Annotated in this window: 11 protein-coding genes; 1 reads left to right on the top strand and 10 read right to left on the bottom strand. The window is 63.6% G+C overall.

Going from position 1 to position 13,297, the window contains the following annotated elements:
* Window positions 1–7: 7 nt before the first annotated feature.
* The 5 genes from BBJ66_RS03600 to BBJ66_RS03580 all read right to left on the bottom strand — a co-directional run bounded on the left by BBJ66_RS03600 (window position 8) and on the right by BBJ66_RS03580 (window position 7,813).
* Window positions 8–2,965, bottom strand: a complete 2,958-nt coding sequence (locus BBJ66_RS03600; RefSeq protein ID WP_071085099.1) for a bifunctional [glutamine synthetase] adenylyltransferase/[glutamine synthetase]-adenylyl-L-tyrosine phosphorylase — start codon at window positions 2,963–2,965, stop codon at window positions 8–10.
* Between the two features lie 135 nt (window positions 2,966–3,100).
* On the bottom strand, window positions 3,101–4,510 hold the full coding sequence (locus BBJ66_RS03595) for a sensor histidine kinase (protein WP_071085097.1): 1,410 nt from the start codon (window positions 4,508–4,510) through the stop codon (window positions 3,101–3,103).
* Window positions 4,507–5,262 carry a response regulator transcription factor gene (locus BBJ66_RS03590; protein WP_375166091.1) on the bottom strand — a complete coding sequence of 252 codons (756 nt, stop codon included), beginning with the start codon at window positions 5,260–5,262 and terminating at the stop codon, window positions 4,507–4,509. The genes BBJ66_RS03595 and BBJ66_RS03590 overlap by 4 nt, the downstream gene beginning before the upstream one ends.
* A gap of 66 nt (window positions 5,263–5,328) precedes the next feature.
* Window positions 5,329–6,912 carry a Do family serine endopeptidase gene (locus BBJ66_RS03585; protein WP_049735269.1) on the bottom strand — a complete coding sequence of 528 codons (1,584 nt, stop codon included), beginning with the start codon at window positions 6,910–6,912 and terminating at the stop codon, window positions 5,329–5,331.
* A gap of 424 nt (window positions 6,913–7,336) precedes the next feature.
* Window positions 7,337–7,813, bottom strand: a complete 477-nt coding sequence (locus BBJ66_RS03580; RefSeq protein ID WP_071085095.1) for a MarR family winged helix-turn-helix transcriptional regulator — start codon at window positions 7,811–7,813, stop codon at window positions 7,337–7,339.
* A gap of 58 nt (window positions 7,814–7,871) precedes the next feature.
* On the opposite strand from BBJ66_RS03580, the gene BBJ66_RS03575 reads away from it, so the two are divergent.
* Window positions 7,872–8,291 (top strand): cupin domain-containing protein, encoded by a 420-nt coding sequence (locus BBJ66_RS03575; protein ID WP_049734398.1) that lies wholly within the window; start codon window positions 7,872–7,874, stop codon window positions 8,289–8,291.
* Window positions 8,292–8,381: 90 nt separating this feature from the next.
* Here the strand turns inward: BBJ66_RS03575 and BBJ66_RS03570 are convergent, their stop codons facing one another.
* The 5 genes from BBJ66_RS03570 to BBJ66_RS03550 form a co-directional block, all read right to left on the bottom strand.
* Entirely contained in the window at window positions 8,382–8,837 is a 456-nt protein-coding gene (locus BBJ66_RS03570; protein ID WP_049734577.1) for a cytochrome c-type biogenesis protein, read from the bottom strand.
* 182 nt (window positions 8,838–9,019) lie between these two features.
* The gene (locus BBJ66_RS03565) at window positions 9,020–11,017 is read right to left on the bottom strand and encodes a heme lyase CcmF/NrfE family subunit (protein WP_071085093.1); all 1,998 of its coding nucleotides are present in this window, start codon (window positions 11,015–11,017) and stop codon (window positions 9,020–9,022) included.
* Window positions 11,014–11,481, bottom strand: coding sequence for a cytochrome c maturation protein CcmE (ccmE, locus tag BBJ66_RS03560; RefSeq protein WP_071085091.1), 468 nt, complete (start codon window positions 11,479–11,481; stop codon window positions 11,014–11,016). The genes BBJ66_RS03565 and ccmE overlap by 4 nt, the downstream gene beginning before the upstream one ends.
* On the bottom strand, window positions 11,478–12,677 hold the full coding sequence (gene ccmI / locus BBJ66_RS03555) for a c-type cytochrome biogenesis protein CcmI (protein WP_071085089.1): 1,200 nt from the start codon (window positions 12,675–12,677) through the stop codon (window positions 11,478–11,480). Before ccmI ends, ccmE begins: the two co-directional genes overlap by 4 nt.
* 90 nt (window positions 12,678–12,767) lie before the next feature.
* Window positions 12,768–13,193 (bottom strand): hypothetical protein, encoded by a 426-nt coding sequence (locus BBJ66_RS03550; protein WP_049734402.1) that lies wholly within the window; start codon window positions 13,191–13,193, stop codon window positions 12,768–12,770.
* Window positions 13,194–13,297 lie beyond the last annotated feature (104 nt).

Raw genomic sequence — 13,297 nt, 5'->3', positions numbered from 1 at the left:
TCCTGCCTCAGGCCGTTACGACCTTCAGGAAGATCTTCCTGACCGCCTTCGAAAGCCGTTTCAGCTCGCCTTCCAGCGTCCTGATATCAGGGCAGTCGCCGGCGCGGCAGACGAGTTCGACGAGGCCGGACGGCGCGTCGTTCGGGTCGAACTCGCTCTCGATGCAGAGTCGGATCAGCTGTGAAAGACTGGTGTGGAGTGCGAAGGCTTCGAGGCATATATCGAGATCGGCCGCCGCCATCAGCCGGTCGCCCAGCACCTTCAAGGCCTCGCCAGTGCTCAGCCCGTTGACTGCAATGCCTACACCCCGGGTGGGGGCGATCAGCGCCAGATACTGGGCGATGAATTCGAGATCGATGACACCGCCGGGGATCAGCTTCAGGTCCCATGGGCCGGAGGGCGGCTTTTCCGTGTCGATCAGTTCGCGCATCTGGGCAACGTCATGCGCCACCTTGTCAATGTCGCGATCTGAAGTCAGCACCTCGCGGATGATATGTTCCGCCTCGGCGATCAGGCTGTCATCGCCCGAGATCAGCCGGGCGCGGCTCAGCGCCATGTGCTCCCAGGTCCATGCCTCTTCACGCTGATACTTGCCGAAGGCATTGATACGAGTGGCGACCGGCCCCTTGTTGCCGGAGGGGCGCAGCCGCATGTCGACCTCATAGAGCACGCCTTCGGCGGTCGGCGCCGACAGAGCGGCGATCAGCCTCTGGGTGATGCGGGTGAAGTAACGCGTCGCGTCCAGCGGCTTTGCCCCGTCGGATTCGGAGGCATCGCCGTCATAGTCATAGAGCAGGATCAGGTCGATGTCGGACCCCGCGGTCAGCTCGAAGCTGCCGAGCTTGCCCATGCCGGCGACGGCGATGCGCCCGCCGGGATAGTCGCCGTGCGCTATCCGCATCTCGCTGACCACGGCCTCGAGCGCGGCTGTGATGATCAGATCGGCGAGATGGGTGAAGGCGCGTGCGGCCATCTGGCCGTTGATTGCACCGGTCAACAGGCGGATGCCGATCAGGAAGCGCTGCTCGGCGGCGAAGATGCGCAGCCGGTCGAGCAGCTCCTCATAATGGCGCGCCTGGGCAAGCGAGCCCTTCAGCCGTTCGCCGAGATAATCGCGGGTCGGCAGCTCGGCCATCAGGCCGGGATCGAGCATGCCGTCGAAGACATGCGGCCTCGCGGCAATCACCTCGGCAAGCCGTGGTGCCGAGGACATGATGTTGACGATCAGCGACAGGAGCGCCGGGTTGCTGCCGAGCAGCGAGAACAGCTGAATGCCGGAAGGAAGCCCGGAGATGAAGCTGTCGAAACGCAGCAGCGCCTCGTCGGCGCGCTTGCTTTCGCCGAAAACCCGCAAAAGCTCCGGCGCCAGCTCCGTCAGCCTTTCGCGCGCCTCGACCGATTGGGTGGCGCGGTAGCGGCCGTAATGCCAGGTGCGGATGATGCGGGAAATATCGGATGGCCTGGTGAAACCGAGCTTCTTCAGCGTCTGCAGCGTATCCGGATCGTCGCCCTGGCCGGTGAAGACGAGGTTTCCGGTGCCGGTGGAAAGCTTGCTTTCCTGCTCGAACAGGTGGGCATAACGCCGCTCGACCGTCTTCAGCACGCCGACCAGCCGTTCGGCGAAGCTCGGCGTATCGGTAAAGCCCATCATGAAGGCGATGCGCTTCAGGTCGCCATCCGTCTCCGGCAGCAGATGGGTCTGCTCGTCGCGCACCATCTGGATGCGATGCTCGACATCGCGCAGGAACCAGTAGGCCTCCGTCAGTTCGTCCCGCGTCTCGGCATCGATCCATTTCGCCTTGGTGAGTTCGCCGAGCGTTTCTTCCGTCGCCCGGCCGCGCAAGGCCGGCATGCGGCCGCCGGCGATCAGCTGCTGGGTCTGGACGAAGAATTCGATCTCGCGGATGCCGCCGCGACCGAGCTTGACGTTGTGGCCTTTGACGGCGATGGCGCCGTGGCCCTTATGCGCGTGGATCTGCCGCTTGATCGAATGGATATCGGCGATCGCCGCATAATCCAGATATTTGCGGAAGACGAAAGGGGAAAGCCCGCGCAGGAAATCGCTGCCCGCGGCAAGGTCGCCGGCAACGGCGCGCGCCTTGATGAAGGCTGCCCGCTCCCAGTTCTGGCCCCTGCCCTCATAATAGATCATCGCCGCCTCGACCGGGATCGCCAGCGGCGTCGAGCCGGGATCGGGGCGCAATCTGAGATCGGTGCGGAAGACATAGCCGTCGGCGGTACGCTCCTGCAGGATGCGCACCAAGCGGCGCATCATCCGGGGGAACACTTCGATCGCGTCATCGGGATCGGGCACGATGCCGGCCTCTTCGTCGAAGAAGACGACCAGATCGATATCGGAGGAATAGTTGAGCTCACAGGCGCCGAGTTTGCCCATGCCGAGCACGATCAGCCCGGAGCCGTCGCTGGGGGCAGCCGGATTGCGCAGCTGCAACTTTCCGCCCTGATGGGCCGCCAGCAGCAGATGGTCGATCGCGGCGGCGACTGACGCTTCTGCCAGCTCGCTCAGCCAGGCCGTCGTCGCCCGCCCGTCGAAGATGCGCGAGAGATCAGCGAGCGCGACTAGGAAGGCGACCTTGCGCTTGATGATGCGCAGCCTGGTCATGACAGCCGATTCCGCCGGTGCGGCCCCCTCGCCCTCCGGCCGCCAGCAGCCGCGCGCCTCGGCGACCAGCGCCTCGATCTGCGGCTCCAGCGGCTGCGTGACGGCGCCGGCGAGGACGGCGGGATCGAGATTGGCGATTTCGCGCAGATAAGGCGACAGCGTCAGCGCCGCGGCGATGAAATCGCGCAGCGGGCCTTCCGTCTTCAGCATCGCAGCCACCGACCGCTCGCTTTTGCCAGCCTCCTGAAGATCGGCCATCGCCAGCTTCAGCTCCGTCTGGCTCAGCGGACGCAGCAGGCCTTCGGCCACATCCTTCAGGCCATGCGTCGATTTCGTCAGCATGCGCTCTCCCTGGCTTCAAGCGGAAGAAAGCGGCCACGGGGAATCGCGAACCGCCTGCTTCGATCGGGATTAAACTAGGGTCTTGGCGCCAAACCGCCAATACGCGATTCAGCCGATGGTCATTCGGCAGAAGAGTCACGCAGCCTTGGCCGGGAAAATCATGCTGACGGTCAGGCCGCGCTGTCCGGGCTTGTCCGGATCGGTATCGGAGAGCTCCAGCCGGCCATTGTGCAGCTCCATGACGGCTTCCACCAGCGAGAGCCCGAGCCCCGTCCCGGGCTTCGAACGGCTTTCGTCGAGGCGCACGAACCGCTTCACCACGTCGTCGCGCCGCTCGGCCGGAACGCCCGGCCCATGATCGGCCACCGAAAGACAGATGCCGTCCGGGCGGCGGGCCAGCTTCAGCGATACCGTGCCCGCCCCTTCGGTATCGGAGGAATATTTGATGGCATTGTCGAGCAGATTGAAGATCGCCTGGCCGATCAGCTCGCGATTGCCCTGCACCTCGACACCGGGTTCGACGCTGGCGCTGAGGCCGAGCCCGGCCTCCTCGGCCGCCGGTTCGTAAAGCTCGGCGCTGTCGGAGACGATCGCCGAAAGCTCGACCGGCGACATCTCCGCCGCCACCGATCCGGCCTCGACGCGCGAGATCATCAGCAGCGCGTTGAAGGTGCGGATGAGCTGATCCGATTCAGAAATGATGCCTTCGAGCGCGGTGCGCCGCGTCTCGCCATCGGTCATGTCGAGCGCATCGGCGGCCTTGTTGCGCAGCCGCGTCAGCGGCGTCTTGAGGTCGTGGGCGATATTGTCGGAGACCTGCCGCAGGCCTTCGTTCAGCTTCTCGATGCGCTCCAGCATGGTGTTCAACGACATCGACAGCCGGTCGAATTCATCGCCGGAGCCACCGACCGGCAGGCGCTGCGACAGGTCGCCGGCCATGATCTTCTTGCTCGCATCCGACATGCGGTCGATACGTTTCAGCGCATTGCGGCCGATGGCGAACCAGATGATGATGGCGCCGAGCCCCATGATCGCCAAGGCCACCATCAGCGCCTGGCGCACCAGCAGACGAAACCGCTCGGGATCGCCGAGGTCGCGGCCGATCAGGATCCGCAAGCCGTTGTCGAGCACGAAGATATTGGCGATCGCCTTGTGGCGGCGCTCGACGCCGCTGTCGGTATAACGCTGATAGATGAAAGACGCGGAGGTCCAGCCGATTTCCTCGAAAACACCCGGCTGCACCGAGGCGACGTTGCCGGCGAGAATATCGCCCGAGGGGCCGGCGATGATGTAGAGATTGGCGCCCGGCTGACGGGCGCGCCGCTCCATGGTGCGCAGGAGAAGGTTCATGCCGCCGGTGTCATAGGCGCGCTGCACCTGCTCCACCTCCTGCTTGACGGCATCGCGGATCTGGCCGGTCAACAGCCGTTCCGACATCGCCGTCACATAGAAGACGAGGGTCGCGGCGCAGATGGCAAAAAGCAGGATATAGAGTGCCGAAAGGCGGACTGCGGTGGACTTGAAGAGAACCCTGAAGCGGCTCATCCCTCATCCTTGATCATGTACCCCGCGCCCCGAATGGTCTTCAGGAGCGGCTGGCTGTAATCCTTCTCGATCTTCGAGCGCAGCCGCGAGACATGGACGTCGATGACGTTGGTCTGCGGGTCGAAGTGATAGTCCCAGACGTTTTCGAGCAGCATGGTGCGGGTCACCACCTGGCCGGCGTTCTTCATCAGATATTCGAGCAGGCGGAATTCGCGCGGTTGCAGCGGGATTTCCTTGCCGCCGCGGCGCACCTCGTGGGAGAGGCGGTCGAGTTCGAGATCGCCGACGCGGTAGACGACGTCCTGATCCGGCGTGCCCTTGCGGCGGCCGAGCACCTCGACGCGGGCCAGCAATTCGCTGAAGGCATAGGGCTTCGGCAGATAGTCGTCGCCGCCGGCACGCAAGCCGGTGACGCGGTCATCGACCTGGCCGAGCGCCGAGAGGATGAGGACCGGCGTATGGATCGCCTTGCGGCGAAGCTCGCTGATGACGGAGAGACCGTCGCGACGCGGCAGCATACGGTCGATGACGATGACGTCGTAGGTATTTTCCGACCCCATGAACAGGCCGGCCTCGCCATCGCTGGCGTGATCGGCGACGATGCCCGCCTCACGAAAGGCTTTCGTGAGGTAGACCGCGGCTTCGAGATCATCTTCGATGATGAGAATCTTCATGCGGCCGACATTACCCACCGGCTGCGTTTCGGCAAGGCTCAAAGCATCTTCCTGCGGGGCGGCGCTCATCGCGATCATCCTTCAAAGGTCAGAAGAATTAAGCCGCGCGGATTTCATCCGCACGGCTTCTGTTTTCGTAAAGGATCAGCCCTGGCCGTTGATCGGAAGTGCGACGAAACGGCTTCCTTCGCTCGACTGGATCTGGAACAGCGCGCGGGTGCGGCCGTCTTTCTTGGCCTGGTTCAGCACCTTGACGACATCGGCGGGGCTGGAGACCTCCTGGTTGTTGACCGAGGTGATCTTCTCGCCTTCCTTGATGCCCTTGTCGGCGGCGTCGGAATCCGGGTCGATGCCGGTGATCGCCAGGCCCTTGCCGTCATCGGAAGGACCGACCGTCAGGCCGAGATCGGCAAGCGCCTTCTCGGAAGCCGGTGCCTCGGGCTGCTGCGGCTGGTTGTTGTCGTCGGCGGACGCGTCCTTCTGGTCGGCCGGCAGCGTGCCGAGTTCGACGGTCAGGGGCTGCGCCTTGCCGGCGCGCCAGACGGAAAGCTCGACCTTGCTGCCCGGCTGCATCGCACCGATGCGGCGGCTGAGGTCACGCGCATCCTTGATCGTTTCACCGTTCAGCGCAGTGACGACATCGCCGGCCTTCATGCCGGCCTTATCGCCCGGAGATCCAGCCTGCGGGGCGACGACGAGGGCGCCGCTCGGCTCGGAAAGGCCGATGGATTCGGCGATATCCTTGGTCACCGGCTGGATCTGCACACCCAGCCAGCCACGCGAAACCTGGCCGTCCTTCATCAGATCAGCGACGACATCCTTGGCGGTCGAGGCGGGAATGGCGAAGGCGATGCCGACGCTGCCGCCCGATGGCGAGAAGATCGCGGTGTTGATGCCGACGACTTCGCCGCTGAGGTTGAAGGTCGGGCCGCCGGAGTTGCCGCGGTTCACAGCGGCATCCACCTGCAGGTAATCGTCATAGGGGCCGGAGCCGATATCGCGGCCGCGGGCCGAGACGATGCCGGCCGTGACCGTGCCGCCAAGGCCGAAGGGGTTGCCGACGGCGACGACCCAGTCACCGACGCGGACGTTGTTGTCGTCGGCCCAGTTGACATAGGTGAACTTCTTGCCCTTGCCGTCGACCTTCAGCACGGCGAGATCGGTGCGCGGATCCTTGCCGATCAGCTTGGCATCGAGCTCGGTGCCGTCATTCATGACGGCGACGAAGGCCTGGCCATCGGAAACGACGTGGTTGTTGGTGACGATGTAACCGTCCTCGGAAATGAAGAAGCCGGAGCCTTGAGCGACGGGGCGCAGACGGCCCTTCCCGCCGGGGCCATTCGGGCCGCCCGGGCCGTTCTGGCCAAAGCGCCGCTGATGGCCCTGCTGATCATTTGGGTCCTGGCCGCCGAACTGCTTGAAGAAGCGCTTCAGCGGATGATCATCGGGAAGATCGTCGAAGCCGCGGCCTTCGAGGGAAAAGCCGTCATTGTCGGAGACGGGATTGACGCGGTTCTCAACGCGGACGGAAACCACGGCCGGCGAAACGGCATCGACAACATTGGCAAAGCTTGGGACAGCAGGTGCTTGAACCTTGACTGCTTCGGCATAAGACCGGGTGATTTCGAGCGGAACGCCGGTTGCAAGCACAGCGGCTGCGATACCGGCGACGGTAGAAGCCTTGAGCACAGTGGCGAGGGACGGACGTCCGTTGAAATTCTTGAGCATTGGAGCACCTTCTGTTGTTCTTAAATCTTCAGCCCGGCAGCGCCGGATCAGTCGATGCATCAAGATATAGGATGGCGCACCTTACTGCGAACTGTCCGGCCAATGAAAAGTTGGTAATGTTTGCAATGTTTGGCAAAGGGCCGAACGCAGATGGACTTCACCCGCGGCGACCTCCGGCTCAGAGATCCCGCGCTACACGCGCTCCTTTGCGGAAGCGGCCTTCAATTCCCGTAGACTTCGGCTGGCTAAAGCGCGTCGCATCAAATTTGATTCATGCGGCGCGCTTTAGTCCTTTGTTCTTATGCATGTCGTTATCCCGGAACCGCTGCACACTTCCGGGCGACATGCATTAATAGGTTCTCGAACAATAGGTTCTCGAACCGTTTTGAGACGTCTGTTACCGCCGTCGCAAAGTTGAGTTTTTTCAGCGGTTTGCCGGTTCTTGTGCTTTGGTCGACAGCTGCTTCAACACATCTACGAAGTCATCGAAGCGCTCCTTTCCAACCTCTTTGGACCATTGCTCATGCAACTGCCGAAGACATCCGAAAATGGCTGCGACGACTTCATGTCCCCGTGGCGTCAGATAGACCAGTCGGCGATCGCTGCCGTCGACTGCGCGACGCTCGACATAGCCCAGGTCTTCAAGCTGGCTGAGCAGATAATTCACAGCTTGTCGCGACATCCGCTTCTGACGCGCGAGTTCGGACGGTCTCGTGCCATCCGGCAGCGGAAACGAGAACACGGCAAAATGCGGCTCCTGGAAGTCGGCAAAGCCCGCCTCGTGAATGGCTTGCAGCATGCGTTCGCGCACATGCTGCCAGACAATGCGCAGCAGCGCGCCGAAGAACGGCGGACCGGGCAACGCGTCGGGAATTGAATCCGGGGGCAATGGGATTGACATATGTGTAAAGCCACTTTACGTTTCGATGTAAAGTTACTTTACATTGTGGGGGCCTTAGATGGAAGCGGTACGAAACGATATTGTGCGGATCGGGCAACTCGAACTGCGTTTTCTCATCAGTGAGGTCGGCGCGACGGTGTTCGAATTCACAGTGCCATCCCGGGCGCGCGTTCCCGCTCCGCACAGTCATCGGGATGCAGACGAATTCCTCTACGGCCTTGAAGGCGCGCTCACCGTCATTGTCGACGGGCAAACGCGCGAGATTCGCGCCGGCGACGCCATATTCATTCCGCGAGGGGCGGTGCACCATCACGAGAACCTGCATGATGGCACAGCCAAGGTCTTGGCGACCATCACGCCGGGTACAATTGGACGGCGTTATTTCGAGGAAATTGCCGAGGTGGTGAACGTGCCCGGCAAACCGGACCTCGCGAAGGCCAATGAAATCATGCTCCGCTACGGACTGGTCCCGGTCTGATCAGGTCACCCAAGCTTCACAATTTTGCAGTTGATTGCGCATCACCCCGCCGCGCGCACACGTCACGCTGGAGAGTTGCCAGCTGGCCAGTTATTTTTTCAGAAGCTCGCTCAGCTTCGCCTGTTCGTCCGCCGTCAGCTTGCTGCCAGTCGGTTTGCCAGCCCTTTTGCGCGCAAAGACCAGCAGCGACAGTCCGCCGGCGAGCACCAGCAGCACCGGAGCGCCCCAAAGCAGCACCGTCTTCATCCCGACACGCGGCTTCAGCAGCACGAACTCGCCGTAGCGCGAGACGATATAGTTCAGCACCGCCTCGTCGCTGTCGCCGTCGGTGATGCGCTCGCGCACCAGCAGGCGCAGGTCCTTGGCAAGATCGGCATTGGAATCGTCGATCGACTGGTTCTGGCAAACCATGCAGCGCAGTTCCGCCGAAAGGGCCCGCGCCCGGGCTTCCAAAGCCGGATCAGCCAGTACCTCGTCGGGATTGACGGCGAAGGCGGAGAAGGGTGTGAAGAGGATGAACAGGATGACGAGGAGTCGGGAGAGCAGCCGCATTCCCCTTCGCCCCTCGGGGAGAAGGTGCCCGACAGGGCGGATGAGGGGGCGGCCAGCAGCAAAAACGACCTTTCGCTTGCGCTCAAGCTCCTCGCGGCTCTGCCGCTCGGCCCCCTCATCTGCCCATCGGGCATCTTCTCCCCGATGGGGAGAAGGAGGAAAAAGGAGAGAGCCCATCATTCTGCCGGCTCCAGAGTAGGGGCTGCCGGCTTTGCCGCCTTCGCCTTCCTGCGTGGCGCGCCGACGCGCAGGCGGCGGTCGCTGAGGGAGACCAGGCCGCCGAAGGCCATGATCAAAGCGCCGCCCCAGATGCAGAGGATGAACGGCTTCCACCAGATGCGCACGACGATGCCGCCGTCCTTGGTGGCGTCGCCGAGCGAGACGTAGAGCTGGCTGAGGCCGAAGGTCAGGATGCCGGCCTCCGTCGTCGGCATCTGGCGGGCGGTGTAGAGGCGCTTGGCCGACCAGGTATCGGCAACCGCGACACCGGCGCGCCGGATGGTGAAGTGGCCGCGCTCCTCGGTGTAATTCGGCCCGGTCGCCGGCTGCATGCCGTCGAAATGCAGGCTGTAGCCGCCGGCATCGGTGGTCTCGCCGGGCTTCATCGCGATGACATGCTCGGTCTGGAACGTCGTCACCGCGACGATGCCGAGCACGCTGATGCCGAGCCCGGCATGGGCAAGGGCGGTGCCGAAGGCCGAACGCGGCAGGCCGGTCAGACGGCGCCAGGCAACACTGCCCGCCACCTTGCCGATGCCGGCGCGATACCAGAGATCGGCGATGGCCCCGAACACCAGGAACAGCCCTGCGGCGAGACCGAGCACTGAGAGTACCGGCCCGCCATGCTGGAGATAGAAGAAGATCACCGCGGCAGCGAAGGCGAGACCGGCCACCACATAGAGCCGCTGCAAAACGCCGAGCAGATCGCCGCGCTTCCAGGCCAGCAGCGGCCCGAAGGGCACGATGACGATCAGCGGCGCCATCAGCAGGCCAAAGGTCAGGTTGAAGAAGGGCGGCCCGACGGAAATCTTGTCACCAGTGAGCGTCTCCAGCAGCAACGGGTAGAGCGTGCCGGTGAGCACCGTGCCGCAGGCGACCGTCAGGATCAGATTGTTGACGACGAGCGCGCCCTCGCGCGAAATCGGCGCAAACAGCCCGCCGGCCGAAAGCTTCGGCGCGCGGAAGGCAAACAGCGACAGTGCGCCGCCAATGAAGATCAGCAGGATGCAGAGAATGAAGACGCCGCGGGAGGGATCGCTGGCAAAAGCGTGCACCGAGGTCAACACGCCGGAGCGCACCAGGAAGGTGCCCATCAGCGACAGCGAGAAGGTGAGGATGGCCAGCAGCACCGTCCAGATCTTCAGCGCCTCGCGCTTTTCCATGACGAGGGCCGAATGCAGCAGCGCCGTGCCGGCAAGCCAGGGCATGAAGGAGGCGTTTTCGACCGGATCCCAGAACCACCAGCCGCCCCAGCCGAGTTCGTAATAGGCCCAGTAGGAGCCCATGGCGATGCCAAGCGTCAGAAAAGTCCAGGCGGCGAGCGTCCAGGGCCGCACCCAGCGGGCCCAGGCGGCGTCGATGCGGCCTTCGAGAAGGGCTGCGACGGCAAAGGAGAAACAGACGGAGAAGCCGACATAGCCGAGATAGAGCAGCGGCGGGTGGATCGCCAGACCGATATCCTGCAGCACCGGATTGAGATCGCGGCCCTCGGCCGGAGCCGGATCGAGCCGCAGGAAGGGATTGGAGGTCAGCAGGATGAACAGGGTGAAGGCGACCGAAATCCAGGCCTGCACGGCAAGCACATTGGCCTTCAGCGTCTCCGGCAGGTTGCGCCCGAAGACGGCGACGAGCGCGCTGAACAGCGTCAGGATCAGCAGCCAGAGCATCATCGATCCCTCGTGATTGCCCCAGACGCCGGAATATTTGTAGATCAGCGGCACCAGCGAATGCGAATTCTCCCAGACGTTCTCGACCGAGAAGTCGGAGACGACATGGGCATAGGTCAGAACCGCGAAGGCGAAGCACACGAGCAGGAACATTGCCAGCGAACCTGATGTCGCCACATCCATCATCGCCCGGTCAAAGCGGCGCGCGCCGATGACAGGGACGACCGAAAGAATGAGCGCCGTCGCCAGCGCCAGCACCAGCGCGTAATGGCCGATCTCGATGATCATTGCGTCGCCTTCGCCTCCTCACCCTGACCCTCTTTCCACAGCCCCTGCTGCTTCAGCCTGTCGGCCACGTCCTTCGGCATATAGGTCTCGTCATGCTTGGCAAGCACGGTGTCGGCGGTAAAGACGTTGGTTCCCGGCGCAAACATGCCTTCGGTGACGACCCCCTGCCCCTCGCGGAAGAGATCGGGGAGGATACCGGTATATTGGACCTTGACCGCATTGGCGCTGCCGTCGGTGACGGAAAATTCCACGGTCGAGCCGGCGCCGCGCACGACGCTGCCTTCGCCGACCAGGCCGCCGAGCCGGATGCGGGTTTCCGGCGCCACCGGCGTCTTTGCCAGATCGGCCGGCATGTAGAAATAGGCGACCGACTGGCTAAAGGCGAACATCACCAGCAGCACGGCGGCGGCAATGAAGACCATGCCGCCGGATATCACCGCCAGGCGCTTCTGCTTGCGCGTCATTCAGCCAATCCTTCCGTTGATATGCCGAGTTCCCTGGCCAGCGCCAGCAATTGCCTGCCCTGTTCACCCGCCGGCGGAAAGGCCGTAAGCCCGCGCTTCAGCGCAGCGGCGGCACGATCCTTATCGTTCAATACGGCGTAAGAGCGGACGAGCCGCACCCATCCCTCGAAATTGTTCGGATCGGCGCTGAGCTTGGCATCGAGGCTCTCGACCATGCCGCGGATCATCTGCTGCCGGTCGCCGGCGCTCATGTTTTCGGCCGCCGCCACATCCTGCTGCGTGGGATTGCCGGGGGCAGCCGGATTGGCGCCCGGGGCAGCCGGATTGGCGCCCGGGGCAGCCTGATCGGCGCTCGGAGCAACCTGATTGGCGCCTGCCGGCGCGCCGCCATTCATGGCGATATGCTGGTTGACCAGCGGCAGCCAGGGCGCATCGGCCGGCGATTGTTTCGCCAGCGCCTCGAAGGCCTGGCGCGCCTCATCGGGCCGTCCCGCCTGCTCCATGCTGAGCGCGATGTAGAAGCGGGCGCGCGGATTGTCGGGCTCCAGCGTCAGCGACTGTTCCAGCACCTGGCGCGTCTCCTCCGTCACCACCCCATCGGAGACCGCCATCAGCGTCTCGGCAAGGCCGTCCAGCCGGGCGGGGCTTGGGCCGAGCAGCCGGATGGCGTTGCGATAGGCCACTTGCGCATCGTTCACCCGCATGGTGCGCAGATAGATCGGCGCCAGCACGTCCCAGCCCTTGCCGTCATCGGGGCTTTGCGCCAGGTGCCGTTCCGCCTTGGCGATCAGCACCGCCACATCGTTGCCGGGATTTTCCAGCCGCGCTTCCAGCGGCTGCGAGGGCAGGTCCGGCCTGCCCGTCGTCAAATAAAGACAGAGCCCGAGAAGCGGCAGCACCAGCAGCACGAAGGCCTCGGTGAAACGGTGATGCCGCACGGGTTTCCGCATCTCTTCCGGCTCGTCGGCAGAAACGGCGATCAGCCGACGGCCGACTTCCGCCCTGGCATAATCGGCTTCTTCAGGGGTGATGAGCCCGCCATTGAGATCGCGGTCGAGTTCGCGCAACTGGTCGCGATAGACCGCCGCCTCACCCGCACGGATATTCTCAGCCGCCTTCGCACCGCGCAGAAGGGGGTAGAGCAGGACAGCAGCGACGACTGCCGTCAGAACGGCAACGAGAATCCAGAACAGCATATCGGCCCAAATACGTGAAGCGGGCCGCCATTCCAACTGCCAAAGCCGGAATGACGAAGATTTGAGGCTATAAGCCGCAATTCACCTGTTTCAGCCGAGCGGTGACCAGCTGCCATCCTCGTTGCGGCAGGCAGCGCCCCGCACCACGGTGTCCTTGCCGTCGACGGTCAGCGTATGGGTATATTGCCGGCAGTTCTGCGAGCCGACCTGATAGGGTGCAGCGGCGACCACCTTGCCGGTGACGTCCTTGCCGGTCCACAGCACCGGCTGGCCGACGGCCGCACCTTCCAGCGCCCGATATTCCGCCTCCAGCGCCCGCTGCTTGTCGCTGTCGTTCAGCGTCACGCCGCTGCGGCCGGCAAGACCGCCTTGTAGCGCGGTGAGGAAGGCGGCCGAGGCCGAGGGCTTGCTCGAAAAAATGCCGCGTGAAGCGGCACCCTTCGTCGTCGTGCAGCCGGTGAGCGCGACGGCGACGAGGAGAGCGGAAGCGATCATGCCTTGCGAGCGTAAAATCATTGCGTCGAACCACGATCAGGGGTCAATTTCAGCCGATCGAAGTGCAGCGTCCCCGTGTCAGCATTAAGGCAAAGCATGCTATACATTTGCCAGTATCTTTGTGA

Source organism: Rhizobium sp. RSm-3 (genome assembly GCF_001854685.1).
GTDB classification, from domain to species: domain Bacteria; phylum Pseudomonadota; class Alphaproteobacteria; order Rhizobiales; family Rhizobiaceae; genus Rhizobium; species Rhizobium ecuadorense.
The sequence above is the reverse complement of the archived record's forward strand: the minus strand, read 5'-3'. Positions and strand labels throughout refer to the sequence as shown.